This window comes from Bradyrhizobium australafricanum (assembly GCF_020329495.1).
GTDB lineage: Bacteria > Pseudomonadota > Alphaproteobacteria > Rhizobiales > Xanthobacteraceae > Bradyrhizobium > Bradyrhizobium australafricanum.
In genome coordinates this window covers 23,632-44,166 of the sequence record NZ_JAGKJL010000066.1, presented here as the reverse complement: position 1 = coordinate 44,166, position 20,535 = coordinate 23,632, and the positions used below count along the sequence as shown (strand labels likewise).

15 protein-coding genes and 6 pseudogenes are annotated in these 20,535 nt (G+C 58.4%); 11 read left to right on the top strand and 10 right to left on the bottom strand.

Annotation, left to right across the window (positions count from 1 at the left end; translation table 11 throughout):
- Positions 1-295: 295 nt before the first annotated feature.
- The 5 genes and pseudogenes from J6525_RS37815 to tnpB (J6525_RS37805) form a co-directional block, all read right to left on the bottom strand.
- Positions 296-985, bottom strand: a pseudogene (locus J6525_RS37815) (group II intron reverse transcriptase/maturase); the annotation flags it as partial.
- Between the two features lie 214 nt (positions 986-1,199).
- A complete protein-coding gene (locus J6525_RS47080) occupies positions 1,200-1,334 on the bottom strand; it encodes a hypothetical protein (RefSeq protein WP_256436599.1) in 135 nt (44 codons plus the stop codon).
- Positions 1,335-1,499: 165 nt separating this feature from the next.
- Entirely contained in the window at positions 1,500-1,838 is a 339-nt protein-coding gene (locus J6525_RS47655) for an IS66 family transposase (RefSeq protein WP_376708615.1), read from the bottom strand.
- A gap of 172 nt (positions 1,839-2,010) precedes the next feature.
- Positions 2,011-2,292 (bottom strand): annotated as a pseudogene (locus J6525_RS47650) (transposase domain-containing protein); the annotation flags it as partial.
- A gap of 61 nt (positions 2,293-2,353) precedes the next feature.
- A complete protein-coding gene (gene tnpB / locus J6525_RS37805; RefSeq protein ID WP_225648437.1) occupies positions 2,354-2,569 on the bottom strand; it encodes an IS66 family insertion sequence element accessory protein TnpB in 216 nt (71 codons plus the stop codon).
- Here tnpB (J6525_RS37805) and J6525_RS47645 point away from each other — a divergent pair.
- The 3 genes and pseudogenes from J6525_RS47645 to J6525_RS37790 all read left to right on the top strand — a co-directional run.
- Positions 2,560-2,778: pseudogene (locus J6525_RS47645) on the top strand (DUF5372 family protein); the annotation flags it as partial. The gene tnpB (J6525_RS37805) and the pseudogene J6525_RS47645 sit on opposite strands and share 10 nt — an antisense overlap.
- A gap of 226 nt (positions 2,779-3,004) precedes the next feature.
- The gene (locus tag J6525_RS37795; protein WP_225648436.1) at positions 3,005-3,466 is read left to right on the top strand and encodes a helix-turn-helix domain-containing protein; all 462 of its coding nucleotides are present in this window, start codon (positions 3,005-3,007) and stop codon (positions 3,464-3,466) included.
- Between the two features lie 285 nt (positions 3,467-3,751).
- Positions 3,752-4,834, top strand: a pseudogene (locus tag J6525_RS37790) (recombinase family protein); the annotation flags it as partial.
- A gap of 893 nt (positions 4,835-5,727) precedes the next feature.
- Here the strand turns inward: J6525_RS37790 and tnpB (J6525_RS37785) are convergent.
- The 4 genes from tnpB (J6525_RS37785) to J6525_RS37770 form a co-directional block, all read right to left on the bottom strand.
- Positions 5,728-5,997 carry an IS66 family insertion sequence element accessory protein TnpB gene (tnpB, locus tag J6525_RS37785; protein WP_249796299.1) on the bottom strand — a complete coding sequence of 90 codons (270 nt, stop codon included), beginning with the start codon at positions 5,995-5,997 and terminating at the stop codon, positions 5,728-5,730.
- A gap of 62 nt (positions 5,998-6,059) precedes the next feature.
- The gene (gene tnpA, locus J6525_RS37780; RefSeq protein ID WP_038381216.1) at positions 6,060-6,449 is read right to left on the bottom strand and encodes an IS66-like element accessory protein TnpA; all 390 of its coding nucleotides are present in this window, start codon (positions 6,447-6,449) and stop codon (positions 6,060-6,062) included.
- A gap of 116 nt (positions 6,450-6,565) precedes the next feature.
- On the bottom strand, positions 6,566-7,603 hold the full coding sequence (locus J6525_RS37775) for an IS4 family transposase (protein WP_225648435.1): 1,038 nt from the start codon (positions 7,601-7,603) through the stop codon (positions 6,566-6,568).
- A 34-nt stretch (positions 7,604-7,637) separates the two neighbouring features.
- A complete protein-coding gene (locus tag J6525_RS37770) occupies positions 7,638-7,997 on the bottom strand; it encodes an IS4/Tn5 family transposase DNA-binding protein (protein WP_225648434.1) in 360 nt (119 codons plus the stop codon).
- Positions 7,998-8,136: 139 nt separating this feature from the next.
- Here J6525_RS37770 and J6525_RS37765 point away from each other — a divergent pair, with 139 nt between their 5' ends.
- From J6525_RS37765 to J6525_RS47640, 8 genes and pseudogenes are all read left to right on the top strand, one after another.
- Positions 8,137-8,613 carry a transposase gene (locus J6525_RS37765; protein ID WP_225648433.1) on the top strand — a complete coding sequence of 159 codons (477 nt, stop codon included), beginning with the start codon at positions 8,137-8,139 and terminating at the stop codon, positions 8,611-8,613.
- A 387-nt stretch (positions 8,614-9,000) separates the two neighbouring features.
- Positions 9,001-9,285, top strand: a pseudogene (locus J6525_RS37760) (transposase); the annotation flags it as partial.
- A gap of 811 nt (positions 9,286-10,096) precedes the next feature.
- Complete coding sequence (locus J6525_RS37755; RefSeq protein WP_225648432.1) at positions 10,097-10,312, top strand: hypothetical protein; 216 nt, start codon at positions 10,097-10,099, stop codon at positions 10,310-10,312.
- Positions 10,309-10,896, top strand: a complete 588-nt coding sequence (locus J6525_RS37750) for a GNAT family N-acetyltransferase (RefSeq protein WP_225648431.1) — start codon at positions 10,309-10,311, stop codon at positions 10,894-10,896. Before J6525_RS37755 ends, J6525_RS37750 begins: the two co-directional genes overlap by 4 nt.
- 1,016 nt (positions 10,897-11,912) lie before the next feature.
- Positions 11,913-13,478 (top strand): amino acid adenylation domain-containing protein, encoded by a 1,566-nt coding sequence (locus tag J6525_RS37745; RefSeq protein WP_225648430.1) that lies wholly within the window; start codon positions 11,913-11,915, stop codon positions 13,476-13,478.
- A complete protein-coding gene (locus J6525_RS37740; protein ID WP_225648429.1) occupies positions 13,367-18,292 on the top strand; it encodes a non-ribosomal peptide synthetase in 4,926 nt (1,641 codons plus the stop codon). Before J6525_RS37745 ends, J6525_RS37740 begins: the two co-directional genes overlap by 112 nt.
- On the top strand, positions 18,289-19,710 hold the full coding sequence (locus J6525_RS37735) for an MATE family efflux transporter (protein ID WP_225648428.1): 1,422 nt from the start codon (positions 18,289-18,291) through the stop codon (positions 19,708-19,710). Before J6525_RS37740 ends, J6525_RS37735 begins: the two co-directional genes overlap by 4 nt.
- A 125-nt stretch (positions 19,711-19,835) precedes the next feature.
- Complete coding sequence (locus J6525_RS47640; protein WP_225648427.1) at positions 19,836-20,132, top strand: hypothetical protein; 297 nt, start codon at positions 19,836-19,838, stop codon at positions 20,130-20,132.
- 95 nt (positions 20,133-20,227) lie between these two features.
- Here the strand turns inward: J6525_RS47640 and J6525_RS37725 are convergent.
- A pseudogene (locus J6525_RS37725) lies at positions 20,228-20,476 on the bottom strand (integrase core domain-containing protein); the annotation flags it as partial.
- Positions 20,477-20,535 lie beyond the last annotated feature (59 nt).

Genomic DNA, 20,535 nt, shown 5'->3' with positions numbered 1-20,535 from the left:
GTATCGCTCAGACTGATCCCAAGATAACGACTACCCCTTGGTTTTGACGTCTTCCCTACGCTTTCGACAGTTCATCGGTGGTTCGCTTGCGCTCGTCTCCTCGATCCTTACCTGACAGAGTCTTGCTCTGCCTTTTCCGGTCTCGCTCACCACCTCGACCATTGGGCCGAAGCAGCAGCCGGTGGTTTGAACCCTGATCCTGCAACCCGAGTTCGAGGGGCCAACCCCCATCTTCTGTGCAGCAAGGCTGCTCAAAGGTGCTCTACATCACACCTCCTTCGCGCCGTCGTGGCGCACCGTCATCCGCATACCGACACCACCTGAGATCGGGGAACATCCGTGCCATCCAGAGATCAAATGCATAGTGCATGAAGAGGTTGGCGAGGATCGGGCTCACCACGCCCCCTTGTGGGGTACCGCGGCTTCGCTCGATTATCATTCCATCCTCTTGCACCATCGGCGCTGTCAGCCATCTTTCAATGTAGAGCAGCGCCCATGCGCACGTCACATGTTTCCGGACGGCCCGCAGCAAAAGCTCGTGGTCGATATTGTCAAACAGTCCCTTGATGTCGAACTCCAGAACCCAATCGTACTTCCAGCACCGCTGTCGCGTCACGCCTACGGCATCGAGAGCCGATTTACCGGGTCTGTAGCCGTAAGAATCTGCCAGAAAGATTGCATCGAGAGCCGGCTCAATCAGTTGTTTGACAACCGTCTGTGCCACGCGGTCTGCCACAGTGGGCACCCCGAGGATCCTTTGGCCCCCACTCTTCTTTGGAATGGAGACGGCGCGAGCAGGCGGCGGGAAGTAAGCGCCTGAGCTCATTCGATTCCAAATCTTGTAGAGATTGCTCTTCAAGTCAGACTCGAACTGCTCAATCGTCACTCCGTCGACACCGGCTGCGCCACCATTGGATCGCACCTGCAGATATGCTTCGTACACTTCTCTCTTGTCGATGTTGAACGGTTTGCCCGGCTGGTTCACCGTCGTCCTCCTGTTGTCAGTTGCGACGATGGCCAGCCCACCTGATCCGATCCCTTCGCTCCGGCCCCGTTACGAGCCTTCGTCGCTAATACGGATCGGTCCGTCCCAGTGCTCCGCGTCGGTAATCTCGCCTCGCGGTCTTCTCCGCTTGTGCTTCTCCCTTTCCATAGGAGCGACTGGTTCCTGCAGTTCCGTGGCAGCGCCTGCATCCGATTCACGCCCCCTCAACGCCGGTCGCCGCCCGCCCGGTCATCAGGCTCCCGGCGGGCTCATCCCAGAGGGACGACACACCTCTGGTTTTGACGACGATTTCCACGTTACGACGGTTCATCGGCGGGTTCATTTTCATTCGTCTCTCGGACGCCTATCCGTTCGGGTATTCCCGACCGTTAGCTTCAACGCTCACGACCGCGCCTCTTAAGCGAAGCCGCTTGAAGTGATTTGAGACCTACTCCTGAAAGTCGATCCCGAGGGGCCTACCCTCATCGCTGCCACAGCTTGCGCACACAGATTTTCAGATCATCTCGATCATCCTTTCTGTGTGCTTCTGCAGCACACTGTCGTCGGCATGGATGGTCGGGCCGGCGCGAGCGTAGTCGCCGATGCGCTCAGCTACCGGCGCCATCAGCCATGCGGCCCGTCCGACCCAATCGGCCAGGGTCGATCGATCCAGGTCGACGCCCTCGCGCGCGTAGATTCCGGACTGTCGGTTCAAAGGCAGGTGGTCGCAATATTTGGAGACCAGCACATGGGCGATCAACTTTTGGCCGGGCCTGCCGCGCTCGATAGGCAGGCTTGGCATCGTCGGCTGCGTAATGGCCTCGCGGTCCCGGCAGCTCAGTTTCGGCCGCACATGCACGATGACCTTGAAGTGTGATGGTACACAGCACCTCCCGCTCATCGTCGCTGATCCTGCGCAACCGCTCGGAGCCGCAGGCCGGGCAGGCGCAAACCCCGCCGTGGGTGATGATCTCGCGCGGCAGGTGATCGGGCAGTGGCCGGCGATTGCCCACACGCCGGGGCCCGGTCAACACCGGCATCGCGCCTGGCGTCGCCGCAGTCGCATCCCGGCGGGCTTCGCTGGCGGCCTCGGCTTCCTCCAGATCGCCGATGATCAGCTCGAGCAGATCGATCTGCCGATCGAGCTTCTCAGACGACTGGCCGAAGCGCGCGCGCCGCAGCGTCGCCAACTGGGCTTTCAACTTCTCGATATGCAGCGTCTTGGCGTAGAGCTCGGCCTGCAAAGCTGCCGCGAACGCGCGCAGGGCGTCCGGATCCGACGGCAATTCCGCAGTGGCGAGAGACATGCCGGCTTATAGCAAGGTCATGACTCAGGAGCGAGAATAGATCTTCGGAATCGGGAGCTTATTAGACAGCTTCAGGACGTATGACCGGTTCAGGCGCGACCGTCCGCCGCCAATCGATGCCTTCGACGAGTAAGGCCAGCTGGGCTGGTGTCAGCTGAAGCCGACCCGCCACGATCGGCGGCCAGACGAACTTTCCTTGCTCCAACCGCTTGTACCTCAACTGAGAATGCAGACTTTTCGGATGCAGCGCGGCAGTTTGTGCGGGTGATGCATCCATTCCACCCATTGTTCGGGCGGCAGCTTCTCTGCGTCGGCAAACGATACAACCGATATGGCGAACGCCTCTTGCTGCAGGGCGACGGCGCGACCGTATGGTCGGTTCCTCCGCAATGGACGGACCTTGTGAGCCCGGACGCAGAGATCGTCATGGGTCATGGACGGGCACTTTTGCGTACTTTCGACCTGATGGAGCTGGCCAGCCTGGTGAAGCGCCTTTCCGACGGGGCAGCGTTGCGATCGCGCGCAAACCGTAAGGATGATTATGCCGCACATGTAAGGCGATTAATGCCGCATCAGCTCTCTTTTGTCCGCACCTGTCCATCAAATCTAAGTTGTAAATGCGCTATAGGCTGCTTTCGCGACCTTGACAGCGATTCATTTTGCGGCGTAAATATACTTACGTTAACGTCTTCTTGTACGCTCGGAGCCGACGGTGCCGGCGAAGCACGACAGCAAGCGCTCAAAGATCGACGCCCTCCTCGAGGAGGGCACGCTCAATCCGACGCCCGAGAAGGTGCGCGATCCAAAGTTTCAGGGAAGCGAGTTCTTCGATCCGCACGACGCCGTGCAGGTCAAGTACGAGATGCTGCGCCGTGTCTCGATCGACAACGCTTCGGTGACGGAGGCTTCCGACGAGTATGGCGTCTCGAGGCCGACCTACTACCAACCGAAGGCGAGCTTCGATGCCGCCGGGATTGCGGGACTGGTCCCAAAGAAGCCGGGCCCCCGCGGCCCCCACAAGGTCCAGGGCGAGGTCCTCGCCTTCCTGCAGGCGCGGCTGGTCCCGGGCGAGCCGGTTCGCGCTCGGGAGCTGGCGAGCTTGATCCGCGCCGAGCTCGGCATCGAGGTTCATCCCAGGACGATCGAGCGAGCATTAAAAAAAACTGCCGGATGAACACCCCACGACACCGGCGTGTTCGATCCTCTCGACCGCCATTGCGGCCCAGTATGAGGTGCTGCGTATGGCAGCTCTCGGCGAAGCGCTGCCGCCTACGGCCCGCAGTGGCCTCATGCTTTTTCTGCGCCGGGGCATGTGGGGGTGGGCGCAGACGCTGGCCGCCGCAGCCCCCGTTCAACAGTCAGTTGCCTCGTATACTCCACCAGTGCCGCGTAACGAGCACACAGCTGTCGTTTACGTGCTCGCGACAATGGCGATGAGCACACCCGAGCGGAGAACGCCATGAAGGAGTCCCTCAAAGTCCAGCCTCACCACCTCGAACGGGGTGCCTACCTCTACATTCGCCAGTCCTCGATGCGACAAGTCATCGAGAACGTCGAGAGCGCGAAGCGGCAATATGCACTTCGTGGACGCGCAATTGCCCTTGGCTGGCGCGACGAGCAAATAATCGTCATCGACAGCGATCAGGGCGAGTCCGGTGCATCGGCTGTCTGGCGCGAGGGCTTTCAGCGCCTGGTCAGCGACGTCGGCATGGGGCACGCCGGCATCGTGATGGGCCTGGAGGTCTCCCGCCTGGCGCGGAACAATGCTGACTGGCAGCGTTTGCTGGAGATCTGCGCACTAGCCGACACCCTGATCCTCGATGAGGATGGCGTCTACGATCCGTCAAGCTTCAATGACCGCCTCCTGCTCGGGCTCAAGGGCACAATGAGTGAGGCCGAGTTGCATGTGATCAAAGCAAGGCTGCGCGGCGGAATCCTCAACAAGGTCAGGCGCGGCGAGTACCGCTGCGTCTTGCCAACCGGGCTGATCTATGACCACTCCGGCAACGTGACGTTCGATCCCGACACTCAGATCAGGGAGACAATCGTCCATTTCTTCGACACGTTCTCTCGCGTGGGCTCCGCATGCCAGACCGTCAAGGCCTTTCGCAAGGAGGGCCTTCTGTTTCCCTCGCGTCTGCGCAACAGCGAGACCACGGTGTTTCGGACACTGACCGCGTCAACGGCGATACGCGTCTTGAACAATCCGCGGTATGCCGGCGCCTACGCCTATGGACGCCGGCGCTATCGACGAACCATCGACGGTAAGAAGACTCTGCAGCGGCGTGACCACGATGACTGGCTGGCTTGTATCCCGGATGCCCATCCCGGCTACATCACGTGGGAGCAGTTCCAGGAGAATCTCAAAATTCTCAAGACCAACGGTCGAGGATATGAAGTGGCGCGCGCATCGCCTCCTCGGGAGGGGACGGCACTGCTGCAAGGACGGGCGGTGTGCGGGCAATGCGGTAAACATTTTCGCATCCGCTACACTGCCCGGCGCGGACGGCTGGATGCCTGGTACGTCTGTGATCGCGCTCACGGTTATCGTGGCGAGCCAAACTGCCAGTCAATCGCCGGGCCTCAGATCGATAAAGCCATCGGCATGCTGATTGCCGAACAGATGACGCCGGCCGCCGTCGAGTTGACGCTCGACATCCGGAAGGAGATCGAAGCCAGGTATGAGGAAGCAGACCAGTTGCGCTGTCGGGCGATCGAACGGGCCAAAATCGAAGCGGATCTCGCTCAGCGCCGCTTCATGTTGGTCGACCCCAATAATCGTCTCGTCGCCGACACGCTCGAAGGCGAATGGAACGACAAGCTCCGCGTGCTCGCCAAAGCCCGCGACGATCGCGAGCGCGCGCGGGAGCAGGATCAGCTCGTCCTCGATGAAGCTGTTCGCGAGCGGCTGACTGCGATGACGGTCGACTTCAACAAGCTTTGGGCAGATCCAGACACGCCGGATCGTGAACGCAAACGGCTGCTCGCTCACATCATCGAAGATGTCACCCTCATCAAGATGCCGGCGGAACGAACCACCAAAATTCATGTTCGCTTCAAGGGCGGCAAAATCCAAACGCTCACCACCATGAGCCCAAAGTCTTCCGCGCAGCAGGTCAAGACGCAACCCGGTATCGTCGAGTTGGTCGACAAGCTCCTCGACAAACACATCTATTCCGAGATTGCCGAACTTCTCAACCAGCAAGGATATCGCCCGGGTGGATCAGCGCGCCCCGGCCGCCATGAGACCCGCTTCACGGCCTTGCGGGTCGCATATCTCGTCCATCGCTATGGCTTGCGCTCACGCTATGACCGACTGCGAGATCGCGGAATGCTGACAAAACGGGAAGCCGCGGCGCGCCTTAACATCCACGAAACGACCCTCGCAAGGTGGGCTGAACATGGACTCGTTAGCAGGCATGCCTACAATGCACACTATTGCCTATACGAGATTCCCACATCGAACCTGCCCCGCAAGCAATGCAGCCGATGGAATCGTCTTGTCGATCGAGCCGCCGCCCTCACGACGTCACTGGTGCTAAAACCCTCAACTGAAGCTGAAGGAGGTGTAAACAGGCACAGCCCACTTCCATCCCAGGCCAGGATCTTCAACATGTCGCCGCGCTTGCCGCGGAACACGAACAGCGCCCCCGAGAAGGGATCGGCGGCCAGCACGTTCTGGACCTGGGCCGCCAAACCATCCATCCCTTTGCGCATATCGCACGGCTGCGTCGCCAGATAGACTCGCACCCCAGACCCGGGCGCGATCATGCCGCCGCCTTCAGAGCAGACAGCACTCGCCGCAACACTGCCTCGCTGATCTCGGCGTCCACTCGCACGCGCACACCGCCGATCAGGACAATCTCAATCACGCCGCACCGTTCTGCCCCAGGGGCCACGGATGGTGAGGCAGCCTGCACATCGCTGATGACCTCGACCGGAATCAATTCCAGCGGCGAAGCCGCCGACGCTGGCGTGCGCATCTGCCGGCGCCACGTGAACAACAGATTCGCATTGATATCGTGCCGCCGAGCCACCAGTGATACCGACGCGCCGGGCTCACAGCTCTCAGCCACCAGTCGCTGCTTCTCTTCGAGCGTATATGACTTGCGCCGACGGGCGCGTGCCGTCGCACCACGAAAATCTTCGTCAGCCACTCCATCCCTCACGATAGTGTCCATTAAGCTCCGCTCGTGGACACTATCTTCAGCGCCCCGGAGCCAAGCTGCTATCCGATCCGAACCCCACAACGAAAGGCGGCCATAACCGGCTTTCAATTACCCATAATTTTTGCCTCGACCGCGGCTCCCAGTTCGATGTCGGTCAGCCGCGATAGTCCGCGCCAGATCACGGTATTTCCTGGAGGCGGATCGTTGGCTCGGGCCAAGTATCCTCCTAGGTGCGCGATCTTCACCACATAATGCGAGAGCGTGCTTCGTCGAGAGCAATCGCCACCCCTGTCTTTCACAAAATGATCAAGAAGCCTGATTTCGGGATCTGTCAGCGCGGCTTGCGGTAGGGCATTCGGTGAGGAGCGATTGAGCATCGTCATCCAGAAGACGCGCCAACTCACGATGCAGAAGACCGCGATCAGATTGACCAGACGCTCAGCGGTTCGCAATTTTGAGTCCTCTGCTTTGTAACCGGATTTGAGGATCTTATGGAAGACTTCGATCTTCCACCTCAACGCGTACCATTCGATCTTCTCGATGGCGTCCTTGCGCGATCGGACCGGGAGATCGGTGAGGAGCTTCCACTCGATCTTCTTTCGCCGCTTCGGCCTTCCCCGATCCTGAGCGTGGATCACGGTCAGAGTGAGTGCGGGATATTTCGTCTGTTTGCCGATCGGCGGCAGGACGCGTATCTTGCGATACCTGATCTCAAGAACGGCGTCGTCGGGATCGCCCTTGTCGTCCTTGACCTTGATCCGATGTAGACCCTTGATCGTAACCTCGTCCATTTCGTCGGCAATTGTATGATTGCCGTCCCCGGCAAGCCGATCAACACAGGTTCGCACCAGGAAATGCGTTCCGACCTTCTCGGCCAGGCAAAACAGCTCATAGATGTCGCTCTCGCGATCACCAATATGAACGCATCGTCCAGGGGCTGCGGGAAGATCGGTCGATTGCCGCAAATTCTCCAGCCAGCGGATGCTCTCCTTTGCTCGATCGGTACCCGTGTCGGATTGATCTTTCGCTTCAGCGCCGTCGTCCCCTTGAACTTCTTGCGGGTCCAGAACTTGATTGCCGACAGCCCGAGCGGAAGCCCCTCGGTCGTCACGGCGAGACTCGAATGCATCAAGATGCCGCACTGCGTGCGTCCTGCCGTCTTGCCCGTAAAGCCGATCAGATCCGGCTTCTCGCGCTTGAAGCTGAATTCCGTCGTGTCATGGAGGACGAGGATCGGTCCTCCGTCGCCGCTACGCGCCCGCGCGTCGCCTCGAAATGACCGCAAAGAATATCCGCCTCATTGACCCGCTCGTTGGAGAAGAAGCGATAGGCGGCCTTGGTATTGGCCCAGTCCTGACAAACCAACGGGATGCTTTGACCCATGTCGCTTCCGACTTGTGCGAGCAATTTGCAGAACCGGCGACCAAGCCGCTCATCCTTAAACTCGCATCCCGCAGTTTCTCGATCAACCCACGTCTCGATACCGGTCGTCAATCGCTGAGCACGCGTCTCCGCGCGTTCCTTCAACAGACCCATCGAGCACCCCACTTCCGAATCAGGTGCTCAACAATGAATCACAACAGATTCTGCCGATTCAAGATTTCGCCCGCGGCGCCTCGCTCAAATCCGACGTCAAATGTGGGTAATTGAAAGATCTCTTTGCCGCTTACCATGGTTGGCCGCTCAACAGTTGCCGGATGATGGGCGCGCGGCCATCGATCGGCACTTCCGTGAGCCTGACCGGCTGGCGAAAGACCTGGCCCTGCTCGACCGCCAGATCGCGCGGGACGCAATCGAGGATTCCGCGGTGAACAGATTGATGACGATCACCGGCGTGAATCTGGCGGTCGCCGCCGGAATCGTGGCGGCGATCGGCGACATCAGCCGGTTCGACAGCCCGCAGAAGCTGGTGAGCTATTTCGGGCTGAACCCGCGGGTGCGGCAGTCGGGACTGGGAGCCGCCCATCACGGTCGCATCAGCAAGATCGGCCGCAGTCACGCGCGCGCCATGCTGGTCGAGGCGGCCTGGGCCGCGGCCAAGGCGCCCGGTCCACTGCATGCTTTTTCGTGCGGATCCGCGCCCGGCGTGGCCATCAGGTCGCCGCGGTGGCCGTGGCTCGCAAGCTCACGGTGCTCTGCTGGCATTTGCTGACGAAGGGCGAGGATTACCTGTGGGCGCGCCCGGCGCTGGTCGCCAGCAAGACCCGCGCGATGCAACTTCAAGCTGGACATCCGCAATAGAAGGGCAGCCGGCGTGGACCAGCCTATGCCTACAACATCAAGGCGCTGCGCGACCGTGAGATGTTGATTGCCGCCCAGGCGGAGCGAAGCTACGAACAATTGGTGTCGCAATGGAAACCGCGGAGGCCAAAACCCGGCGCGCGGGCGCCTCAGTTCGGCAGGACAAAATAGGCAATTCGGTGATGCTTGCGGCCGACGCGTCACGCTTCGCCACTGTTCGCCGTCAGGGCCTGTGAGACAAACAGGGGGATTTTGCGGAGGGAGGATTTCTGGTTCATCGTAGCCACCAGGAGCGAAGATGAAACAGAAATCCGGACCGGGCAAAGCGTCGGCAGACCAAGTGCTAAAGGACATTCGGCGCCAGACCCGCCGGCAGTATTCGGCGGAAGAGAAGATCCGCATCGTGCTGGAAGGATTGCGGGGCGAGGAGAACATCTCCGAGCTTTGTCGCCGAGAAGGCATTGCCGCCTCGATGTATTACGGCTGGTCCAAGGAGTTTCTCGAGGCCGGCAAGCGCCGCCTGGCCGGCGACACGGCACGAGCTGCGACCTCCGGGCGAGAGGAGTATTTGAAGAACTTCGCAGTCTACGTTGACGGCTGCGAAGTCTATGCCGAGGCAACTGCCGATGCATTGGAGACAGCCCTGCAGCCACTGGTCGGCTGCGGACTGATTGCGCGGATAATCAAGCACAACACAATCCCGCCAACAATCCGCAGCCGCGAGTGATGAAAAATTGCCTGCCCGAAATGCAGTGCCCTCTTTGGCGCAAAGTGGGTGATGAGCCGACGTTAGCGCGCAGCCACCGAAGCGATTTGCGCAATGCGTTGGCTGGTCAACCCGACAACGTCAGCAACACGGCTCTCGCCCAATCGACCTCCTCGTGACCGCGCGAAACTGAAGGGTCAACAATGCCGCCTGCTGCTCTTCACTCTCCACAACTGGAGATTTACCTGCCTTACCCCGCCGCTGCGAATCAGTGTGAAGACGGAATCACACCCGGCATCCGTTCGCCAGCAAGATGAAAGGGCGCTGACGGCGAACAGACTGAGGGCGATAGTCTATGCGGTTTCGCAGTTGGCACGTGTTTTGAATAAGAGACCTTACGCAGAACAGCTCAATGGGAGACGAGGTGATGCCTCATAAAAATCGTTGCCAATCTCGACATCGACGCGCGACGTTTGCTAACCTGCTCGGCCGTGCCGGGTGCCCGGTTCAAGCGCAGCCATCGCACGACGTTCGTATCGATTGCGTGCCGTGACTTCTTCGTACTTGCAATCTCAAAGCGTCCTAATTTCTTTCAAGCGGGCTGCCGAACGTTGTCGAGGCCAAGAAATTCGACGCTTCCGTTAGGAAGGGCAGGATCCAGATGACGCTCCCAGGCCCGGAAGCACAGGTGCTCGCCACGAAGATCCAGATCCAAGGGTCGCCCACCGACGAGCCTTCGTCCGAAGCGGCCGTCGAAGGCGGCCTTCTGAGGCAGGAGGAGAGCCCGGAACGGAAACCAAATGCGCCCGACGAAACCTCCGTGCTGCATTTCATTCTGCTCCCGTTCAGAGGTATCGGCCCCGTGTCCACCCTTGCAACTCTGACGCCCAAAACGACATCATGACAACGGAGTCGGAAGTCACCTCTGCGAACGCAGGCATTCGGGCAAGCACCGTCTGGACAATTGTGCTCGGCTTTGCCGCCGATCCGTTGATGCGTTGGAGTTGGCCTGACCCGGGGCAATATCTTAGGAGCATGCCTCAATTCGTTAACGCCTGTGGCGGACGAGCATTCGAGCATGGCACAGCATACGTCATCGGAGAGGTTCGCGCCGCGGCCCTGTGGCTGCCTTCCGACGTGCAGCAAGATGAAGATGCGCTGGACGCAATCATGGCGCTGTCCCTGCGCCCGGAGGTCACCGAAGATATGGCACACCTCCGGCAGGGAATGGCCGAACATCATCCCCCCGAGCCACATTGGTATCTGCCTCTCATTGCCGTCGATCCGAATTGGGGCGGACAAGGGCTTGGCACATTGCTGATGAAATACGCTCTTCAACGATGTGATGAGCAGGGTATCGCTGCCTACCTCGAAAGTTCGAATCGGGAAAACATTCCCTTTTACCAGCGTCACGGCTTCAAGGTTATTGGAGAGATACAACACGGTTCTTCGCCCCCACTCACGCCAATGTTGCGAACGGCTTATTGAGCGGAAATCGAAGACGCTTCGCATGCTCCAGATGCCGGAGCTTCGCTGCGGAGATGGCGAACTGGTCTGGCCAGAGTGCGCCACCAATAAAGGCCGATGCCGGCTTTGAGTACTTCCCAACGATGTGGCGTGTGCGGCTGCTGCCTCTAAGGCGCCACAGCCGAGTGAGCTGCACTCCTCAATCGGCACGCTGCTTGCTCTATTCAAATCATATCATCACGACCCGTCCGGTGATCTGGAAGGACTCGGTACTTTGTTGCCACATGGCGTCCCGTCTGCACCGTCCTGCTCTCACCGCGAAATCGAGAGTAGGAGCGCTGTAAAACCGTACGTTCGTCCGGCGGCTGTGTCGCGAGCTGATAGCATCTGGCATTTGCAAGGACGAGGTCGAGACCGTTCGCAAGCTGTTGATGTCAGCGCGCGGCGAGATCGGCATGAGTGAACGTGGCCTCCATCCAGATGCCACCGGTGCACAGCGCCTCAGGGCAGATCGGCACATCCGATAGGTCGGAGGTCAGGAGTTTTCGAGCTCGTCGCGAGCATGGAACCAGTGACAGCTCAAAATGTATCCTCGACGCTACCGCGCTGTGTCCACACCGATAAATCCGCCGCCCAGCTTTGCCGCCTTGAAGAGGCGAGATCCAAGCGGTATGGTCGAGTGGTTGTAGCGCGGAGGCTGACTCGCGTCATCTGGCTCGGCCATATTCACCTTTGGGCGCAAATGACGAGGCGTTCATACCGGGGCCCTATCTAGTCAGGATTGATTGGCAATGACCTAACATGACCGCGTTCGGTTGAAGACGGTTATGTTCGGGGCCAGACAATGAACACACGAGGCGCCGCGCCCGGCCGACGCAAAAGCACATTAATCCTTCCTTTGGCCAAGTTGGCACGTCTAATGCTGAGAGCTGGTGAGGTTCAGTTCACCGAGAGTCGGTCACCGCCGGCGGGCAGTTCTGACTCCCAACAATTTTCTGATCTAAGGGCCGCACAAAGTGATGAATGGCGGAACGCGTATGGCTGCGGAAACTCGATCCGGCAAGAATCAGTTTGTGGAATGTCAGCCGATCGACGCGATCATGGCGATCGATCGCCTTGCAAGATCGGATCCAGAGAGGGTTGCGCTGAGGGTCGGCGCGGACGAACTCACCTACAAGGCGCTGCGATCAAGATCGGATGCGCTCGCAAAAACGTTGCGAGAGCGTGGCGCTCAGGGCGCGGTCGTCGGCTATTGGGGTGAGCGGGACCTCGACTGGGCGACTGCGGTCGTCGCAATTTTGAAGGCGGCATCAACGTACCTGCCGCTCGATCCATCGTTACCGGCTTCGCGTGCATCATTCATGATCGAGCAGAGCCGCTGCGCTCTGATTATTGGCCCACACCAGCTGGATTCGCTCGGCCTGTTCCAGGCGAATAGCAAGCGCGCCACGCAATTCATGCCTATGGAGGCGGCGTTACGACAGGGTCAGACTTCGTCTGTGGTGCCATCGTCAAGTGAGAATGGGCCCGCCTACATTCTATTTACGTCTGGTTCGACCGGTCAGCCTAAGGGCGCAATGATCGAGCGCGCAGCCCTAAACAATCATTTGGCGGCAAAGATTGATGCCTTAGCCCTCGCTCAGACCGATTGCATCGCTCAGACGGCCTCGCACTGCTTTGACATATCGCTGTGGCAGCTGCTGGCAGGGCTTTGCGTAAGAGGCTGTGTCGCGATTATTGATGATACGACGCTGAAATCGCCGGTGACCCTCCTCAAAGCGATTCAAGGTTACGGCGTGACGGTTGTTCAATTCGTTCCGTCGATGCTTGCAGTTTTTGTTGACTATCTGCAGTCGCTTGCGGTGGTCGAGCGAGCTCTGGACAGCTTGCGAATTATTTCTACGGTCGGAGAACCCTTAACACCCGGATTGGCGCGCGCCTGGCTTGCCTTGTATCCCGGGGTCCCCATTCTTAACCACTATGGGCCGACCGAATGCGCGGACGGAGTTACGCATCATCTGGTTTCCGTGCCACCTGGGCTAGCTGACTCTTATGTTCCAATCGGCGAACCGATTTCTAACCTTGAGGTTTATGTCGCCGACGGACCGCGGCTGTGCAACACGGGAGAGGTCGGCGAAATCTGTGTTAGCGGCGTTGGTGTCGCTACTGGTTACGTCAATGACGATGTCCGCACCAAGGATGCTTTTGGGCCAAACCCGTTCTCAAGCGAACTATCCTTTCAGCGCCTATACAGGACAGGTGATCTCGGGCGCGTTCGTTCCGATGGCCTTTTGGAATGTCTCGGTCGACGGGACCGTCAGGTCAAAATCCGCGGGCACAGAATTGAGTTGGGAGAAATCGAAGCCCGCCTCTCCGCTCATCATTTGGTGCGGGGCGCCGTCGTGGTCGCCTCCTGCGCAGGCGTAAAGCTTACGGCGAGAGACATAACCAGGGCCGGGGGGGAAGTGGATCGAGACGCCTCTTCGCGTATGTGTCAGCTCCGGCTGAGCTGGCGCAAAGCGAGCTTCAGGACTTTCTTGCCGAAGCGCTTCCCACCTACATGCTTCCAGAACGGATCATCCACGTCGGCGGTATTCCACTGACAAGAAACGGAAAGGTCGATTTTGGCGCATTGCCGGACCCCTACAGTGTCCGCCCTCTCTTGCCGACGCCATTTGAGGAGCCGCAAACAGAGCTCGAAGCCAAGCTGTGTCAGATCTGGTCCGCCGTTCTACGTATTGAGAACATTGGCGTGAATGACCAGTTCATAACCCTCGGCGGCGACTCGCTCCGGGCAATGCTCATATTGGGTCAGTTGCAGATCCAGCTCGGAGTGAGACCGGATTTCAGGCTGGTGCTGAATGGAACGATCCGATCTCTCGCGGCTTCGATCTCCGCCCGATCCGAATCCAAACCGTGCACAGCCCCGACGTATGGAAAGCTTACACGATCGCCTCTGACGCGAGTTCAGGAGCACCTATGGTTTCTCTCGCAGCTCGATCCGCCTGCCAGGAACTACATCATTCAGGGCGGCTTGCGAATAAGGGGAATCATCGATCTGGCCGCGTTCAATCGCGCCTGGACCGATGTCGTTCATTCCCATCAGGCACTTTCGGCCCGCTTCATCGACGAGGACGGTCCGGTTCAGCTTTTTGATGCTCCGCAACGCGCAAGTCCTGAATTTGCTGACGCGTCTCATCTCACGGCGCAGGAAGCTGAGGAGCTAATCGCAGAGTTACGTCAAACAGAGCTGAACGGAAGCTTTGATCTCAGCCAAGGCCATCTGTTTCGCGCGCGCTTAATCCGTTTTGGCCCTGACAACCATCTCATACTGATCACCGGTCACGAAATTATCATCGACGCCTGGTCGATCTCTGTTCTAATCAGGGACCTTCGACAAAGGTACGTAGATGCGGCTGCGTTTTTGCCGGAGCGCCGCCCGTCACTCTCGGCCTACGCGCTCTGGGAAAAGCAACACGTCACTCCGGAGGCGCTGGCCAACCAACGAATTTATTGGCGTCGTCAGATTGGTAATGATCCGCCGGTGCTTTCGCTTGGAACGGGAAGAGCGCGGCCGCAGAGAAATTCCCATCGCGGCGCCTCGCAAGCAGTACTACTTGGCAGTGAGCTCTCCAATCAGGTACGGGATTTTGCGCGCCGACATAGGTGCACCACCTCGACGACACTCCTCGCATGCTTCAAGCTGCTGTTGAAGATGTATAGCGGTCAGGACGATGTTATCGTTGGCATACCGCACGTCGTGCGGGATCAACCTGGCAGCACCGAAATTGTTGGCTTCTTCCTGAATATGCTGCCAATCCGCACCGCGATCGATGTCGACCAGTCCTTTGCGGTTCATGCCTTGCGCATCCAGGGGCTGGTCAGCGATGCCATCGCAAATTCAGCATATCCGTTCGGCTGGATGGTAAGGGATATCCGGCTACATCGCGAGGCCGGACGCTCACCGATCTTCCAGGTCATGTTCAACATGTATTCCGAGGCCGCGGAGCCACTTGGCCAACATGAGTTGGATCTGACATTTCGCGAATATGACACCGGCTATGTAAAATTCGATCTGACATTGTACGCACAAGATCAGAACGATGAAATTGCCCTCCAGCTGGCGTATGCCGAGGACATGTTTTCCAGCGATCTGATTGTCCGGATGGCCGACAATCTGCGCCGTCTGATTGCAGCCTGCGTCGAGAAGCCGCTTGCGCCCATTAAAGACCTGAGCTGCCTCAGCGCGTCAGACATCACTATGCTGGACTCGCTGGATGGCTCGGCGCAGCTATATGAGGCTGAACGTTCGCTTGTCGAAGCGTTCGATCAGATCAGCGTCTCTAATCGCAGCCAGGTGGCATATTTTGGTGATTTCGGTGAGATCACATTCGGCCAGTTGTGCGAGCGCGTAAGAACTATCAGGTCGTTGCTGCAGGCTTCTGACGTGGGGGCTGGCGATATGGTCGCTATACTGATCGACCGGTCGCCTGACGTGGCCGCTGTTATGCTTGCGGCGCGAGCCTTGCAGTCCATTGTTGTCCCAATATCGCCAGATTATCCGCGTCCTCGGATCGAACATATCCTGCGCGATACCCAGGCAAAGCTTTTGGTTCACGCAAATGCCGCTGACCTTGGTTTTGACATGCCGTCGATTTGTCTATTGAACCCAGAAGGGTGCGACGCGCCCGCGTACGATTTTAAGCGCAGCGACAAATCATCCGATCAGGGAATTGCGAGCCTTATATACACGTCGTCCTCAACCGCGAAGGCGAAGGGGGTTCTGATACCGGAATCGGCAATTCTCAATCGACTGAACTGGATGTGGCGAAGCTTTCGCTTCGACAGTACCGACGTGATGGTTGTCCAGAAGTCCGCATCGCTTGTTGCGTCCGCTTGGGAGTACTTTGGGGGGCTTCTGAGAGGTGTACCCGCACTGATCCTGACCCAAGAGCAGTTGCTGGATCCCGATCTATTGTTGTGCACGTTGGCGAGACATCGCGTGACACATTTGTTTGCATCACCCCCACTCCTGTCCGGCCTCATTGCTTCCCAGGAACGACACCCGCGACCGACCGCCTTGCGGCTGGTCACAAGCAGCGCCGAACCGATGCCTGCCTGGCTCCCCGTTCGCTGGCGTACGCATTTCCCGAACGTGCCGTTGTGGAACTTCTATGGTTCTACAGAATGTGCGTCCAATGCGGCAATCTACGAAACATCGGATGCCGACAACGGCTCGTCGCTCGTCCCCGTGGGACGCCCAATCGATAACGTCAAAATCTACGTGCTCGATGCCCAGTTGAGGAGAGCCCCTGTCGGAGCCGCCGGCGAACTCTGCATCGCGGGACGCTGCGTGAGTGCTGGGTACTGGCGGGATCAAGATCGAACCGACCGCTGTTTTGTGCCGAATCCGTATGGTGACGGACAATACAACGTTCTTTATCGAAGTGGCGATATCGCACGCATCTCAACCAGCGGCCTTCTCGAGATTTGCGGCCGATCTGACAACCAGATCAAAGTACGGGGCTTTCGCATCGAGCTAGAGGAGGTCGAAGCGGCCCTTGAGTCTCATCCGGCAATCGCCAAGGCCGCGGTCGTCGCGGACGGCATGGAAGATCATCGTCGCTTGACCGCTAGCGTGGTTCCGGCGCGCGACGGTTTGAACTCTGGAGCAAGTGGAAAGATAGATCGTGCCCGTCTGTCGTCCGTTCCTTACCGCGAGGTCGGGCTTGGCCCATCTGCTGAGCCCCGCACGAGGGAGGAGCATATTCTTGCTGCGATCTGGCAGGATCTATTAGGCGCCAAGTGGGTCGGAATCGATCAAAACTTCTTTGATATCGGCGGAGACTCTCTTCTGAGCGTGCGCTGCGTCACGCTAGCGCGCAAAGTCGGGTTAACTCTCACTGTCGACCAACTTTATCGAACACCGACCATCAGGGAATTGGCGGCAGACGGCGCGGCGGTTACACTCGATACCTTCTCTTCCGGGGGCAGCTCATTGCCAGTCACCCCCGCCATCTCATCTTGGAATCGTCTCGCCGGCTTCGATGAGCATTTCAACATCGGCGATCTGTTCTTCTTGCCCCGCGGACTCCTGAATGTCAGAATTCTCGAGGGTGCCCTTGCCCATGTCATGGATAGGCACGAAGGCCTCAGACTCCGCATTGCCCGAACCGACGATGGTCTACGTCTGACAATCGGACCTTCCGTGGCCGAACGCCTCGTGGAGGAGATCGATCTTGTCGGAATGACCGGCCCAGAGCAGCGTAAGGCAATCGAGAGCATCTCAGCCAGACGTCAACATATGTTTCGGTTTGACGGCCAGACGCCTCTTGCTAACGCCACGGCGTTCCGCACCTCGGAACGCGGCGATTACCATCTGCTCTTCCTTTTGCATTATTTTGTAGCGGACGGGATAGGCTATCGACTGTTCCTGGAAGCATTGGATGCGGCCTACAACGCCGCCCTTGCCTCGGGCCACGCCGTGAGTGGCCCCGAGAACATACAAATGCTCTCTCCATGGTTAAAGCGCCTTGAGCACTACGCGAACAGCGAAGCGCCAGCTGAACTCATATACTGGGAGGGGATTGACTATCATCAGTTCGATTTACATGTCAGCGACACTTCATCGGGGGCTGCGAGCTTTTCGGAAGTGACAGCGAGAGAGCTTCACTATGCAGGCCTTGAAGGTCGCTTGAATGAAGCAGCTTGCCGGCCCCTTTGGGAAGATCAGGCCAGGTATTCTCTGGAGATTGACAAGGAAGCGACAGCTGGTCTCCTCAATATTGCAGCCAGATCGGCGCATTGTCAGGACTTTGATGTGTTCCTTGCCGCCATGTCTGGCGCCTTTGGACGCGTTTTCGGCAGCTATTCGCTCTGGATTGATAGCCTCACCTCCACCCGAGGTCGGCTGTTTGATGATCTCGATCCATCTCAGATTATCGGCGTTATCAGCGAGATCGTTCCGCTTCCCTTGGCTCTCACGGGAACGGAGCCGCGGCCCGATCGTGCTCGTTCAATCTACCGCCAGCGCAATGCCTTGCCGCGCGGGGCGATAGGCTTTCGGGCCATGAAATTCCTGAACCGAGATCCCGCCGTGCGGAGCCGGATCGATCGCCTACCCTTACCTCGAATTGGATTGAGTTATCGAGTGGGTTTGCAGCGCCATTTCCCACGGCGCTTCCTAACCAAGGACCCTTCTCCACTCTGGATCGGCAAAGACATGGATGAAACAGGCGTGAACTACCTCTTCTGGTTCAGTGTCGGCCATGAAGCCGGCCATCTACAGATCGAAACGAGGTATAATCCAACCCAGGTGGGTTATGAGGTGACCCGCAATCTTTGCACGGTGTTGCGACAGGAGCTGTTGCAGACGATCAGCGAAGTCGGAAAGAGCTGGCGAAACCTTCATACATGAATGAGCCGGAAGCGGAGTTTGCCGTCGAGGGCGATCGCGATGTGATGCCAAAGGAGACGCAGCAGATCGATCTATCGGACCCCAATCTCACGAGCCTTATCCTGCGGCTCGCCATTCCGTCTATTGTTAGCTTATCGATCAACTCGTTACAGCAGGTCGTCAACGCGATCTTTGTTGGCGCACTCGGCACGCAGGCGATCGCAGCCGTCAGCATGACCTTCCCGATCCTGGTCCTGCTCACGGCAGTCGGACAAGGGATTGGTGTTGGAACAGCGTCGTTCATATCTCGTCATCTTGGCGCTGGTGAGCACCTGGAGGCGAGTCGTGGCGCCAGTACTGCACTCGCGCTCGCCGCTCCGATCGGCATCCTGTTTACCACCGCTCTGCTTCTAAATCTGCGAGGGATCTTCGTAACGCTGGGAGCGACGCTAACCATCATGCCCCTGGCGCTCGACTACGCGGCGACGATTTTGTTCGGGTATACCCTGATGCTTCTGAACATCGTCAACGGCTTCATCGTCCGAGCCGAAGGCAACACACGATTCAGCATGTGGACGATGATGACCGCCTTCATACTGAACGCCGTGCTTGATCCTGTTCTCATCTTCCTACTGGATCTCGGTGTGCGAGGCGCAGCTCTGGCAACGCTGGTATCTCAGATCGCTGCTATTTGCCTCTATATCGCGTATTTTACAAAGCGACGCGGGATGGTCCTCGTCAGGATAGCTCACATCTCGTTGCGCGCAGTTCGCATCAGACAGCTCGCGCTCATAGGGGCGCCGGCGACCATGACCAGTATTTTATCTGCCATTGCCTTTATGCTCTTATACGAAACTTCTGCGCCGTTCGGCGACGATTCGATCGCGGCCGTGGGGATCGCTGTGCGATTGCTGATGATCGGCGCACTGCCTATCGCCGGCTTCTGCATAGGCTCTCAAGCTGTACTGGGGTTCGGTTGGGGCGCACGCGACTTCGCTCGGGTATTGAAGGCTGCAAAGTTCATGCTCTCCATGACTGCCGCTCTTTCCTTTGCATACTCTGCGGCCGTTGTGATTTTTGCCCGGCCTTTGGTCACGCCGTTCAGCGATAGCGAGAAGGTCACGGAAATTGCCGTCCCGACCTGCATCGTCTTCCATCTCTTTTTTGGGCTTTTTGGTATTCAGAGCTTCGTGACGACCATGCTTCAGTCGTTCGGGAGGGCACGCCTCAGTGCGGTTGTGTCCTTGGCGAGGCAGACCTATCTCTTCATACCGGCCATACTGTTATTCCCGGTCATATGGGGTTTCAACGGACTGTTGGCCAGTCAAGCAATAGCTGAGCTGGGCGCCGGAATGATCGCGCTGTTTGTCATGTTCAACCAGTTCGCTGAGCTCGGACGACGGCCCCCGACTTCAAGAGCGATCGAGATGACGAGTTGACCTGACAATGGACATCATCGCGGCCAGAGCATTGAGCCGACATAGCCGGCAGGTGTTGCGATCCTATAAAGTGATGAGCGTAACGTGCAAAGGTCATGCAGCTATAGCAGCAGTCTTCAGCGGCGGTGCTCGCGATCAAGCCGTCAGCTGCTGCCGTCGAACGTTGTTGTGCGAACCTGTCCCGGTACTTGGAACGGGGAGCCGAACTCCTGCCCTCGGATGAAGGAGCCGTGGCCACGGCCGTCGTCGGGAGAAGGCATGAGTTTGCGGTCGGACGTGCCTGTGCAAGAGAAGCGTTGTCCGAGTTAGGCGTTCCTCCTTGCCCTATCCCCAGCGGCCTACATCGTGAACCCCTTTGGCCGCCAGCTGTGGTGATAACGTACAGAGTCTTTCGCACTTTCAGGATTGACGGCTTCTTCTAGAATGAAGGAGCTTTGAATGAACTGTCCGTCGTCAGATAATTTGAGACTGGTCAGGCTTTTTGGGAAGGGAGGCTCTGGCTCATCAGGGTTAGAGTTTAAGCGACCTGCAATTGATGCTGCAAGCGGCGGTTTGCGATGGTGTCGCGCTTGATGCGGTTTCGTTCTGCGAGGATCGCCTCAGCCCTGCCGAAGTAGACATCGGCTGGCGTGAGGTTGTCGATGCTCTCATGATAGCGGACGTGATTATAGTGTTCGACGAAGGCTCCTACTTGACGCTCGAGATCACCGGGTAGGTAATAATTGTCGAGCAGGATGCGGTTCTTCAGCGTCTGATGCCAGCGCTCCGCGCACGTGCTGCATTGACCTGCCCCTGAGTTTTCATCCAGCGGCAGTTAGAGTCTCG

Coding starts and splice junctions, on each gene's coding strand:
- J6525_RS47080 (WP_256436599.1), bottom strand. CDS start 1,334: ATGAAAATGAACCCGCCGATGAACCGTCGTAACGTGGAAATCGTCGTC.
- tnpB (WP_225648437.1), bottom strand. CDS start 2,569: ATGGATGCATCACCCGCACAAACTGCCGCGCTGCATCCGAAAAGTCTG.
- tnpB (WP_249796299.1), bottom strand. CDS start 5,997: ATGGATGGTTTGGCGGCCCAGGTCCAGAACGTGCTGGCCGCCGATCCC.
- J6525_RS37770 (WP_225648434.1), bottom strand. CDS start 7,997: ATGGGTCTGTTGAAGGAACGCGCGGAGACGCGTGCTCAGCGATTGACG.
- J6525_RS37750 (WP_225648431.1), top strand. CDS start 10,309: ATGACAACGGAGTCGGAAGTCACCTCTGCGAACGCAGGCATTCGGGCA.
- J6525_RS37745 (WP_225648430.1), top strand. CDS start 11,913: ATGGCTGCGGAAACTCGATCCGGCAAGAATCAGTTTGTGGAATGTCAG.
- J6525_RS37735 (WP_225648428.1), top strand. CDS start 18,289: ATGAATGAGCCGGAAGCGGAGTTTGCCGTCGAGGGCGATCGCGATGTG.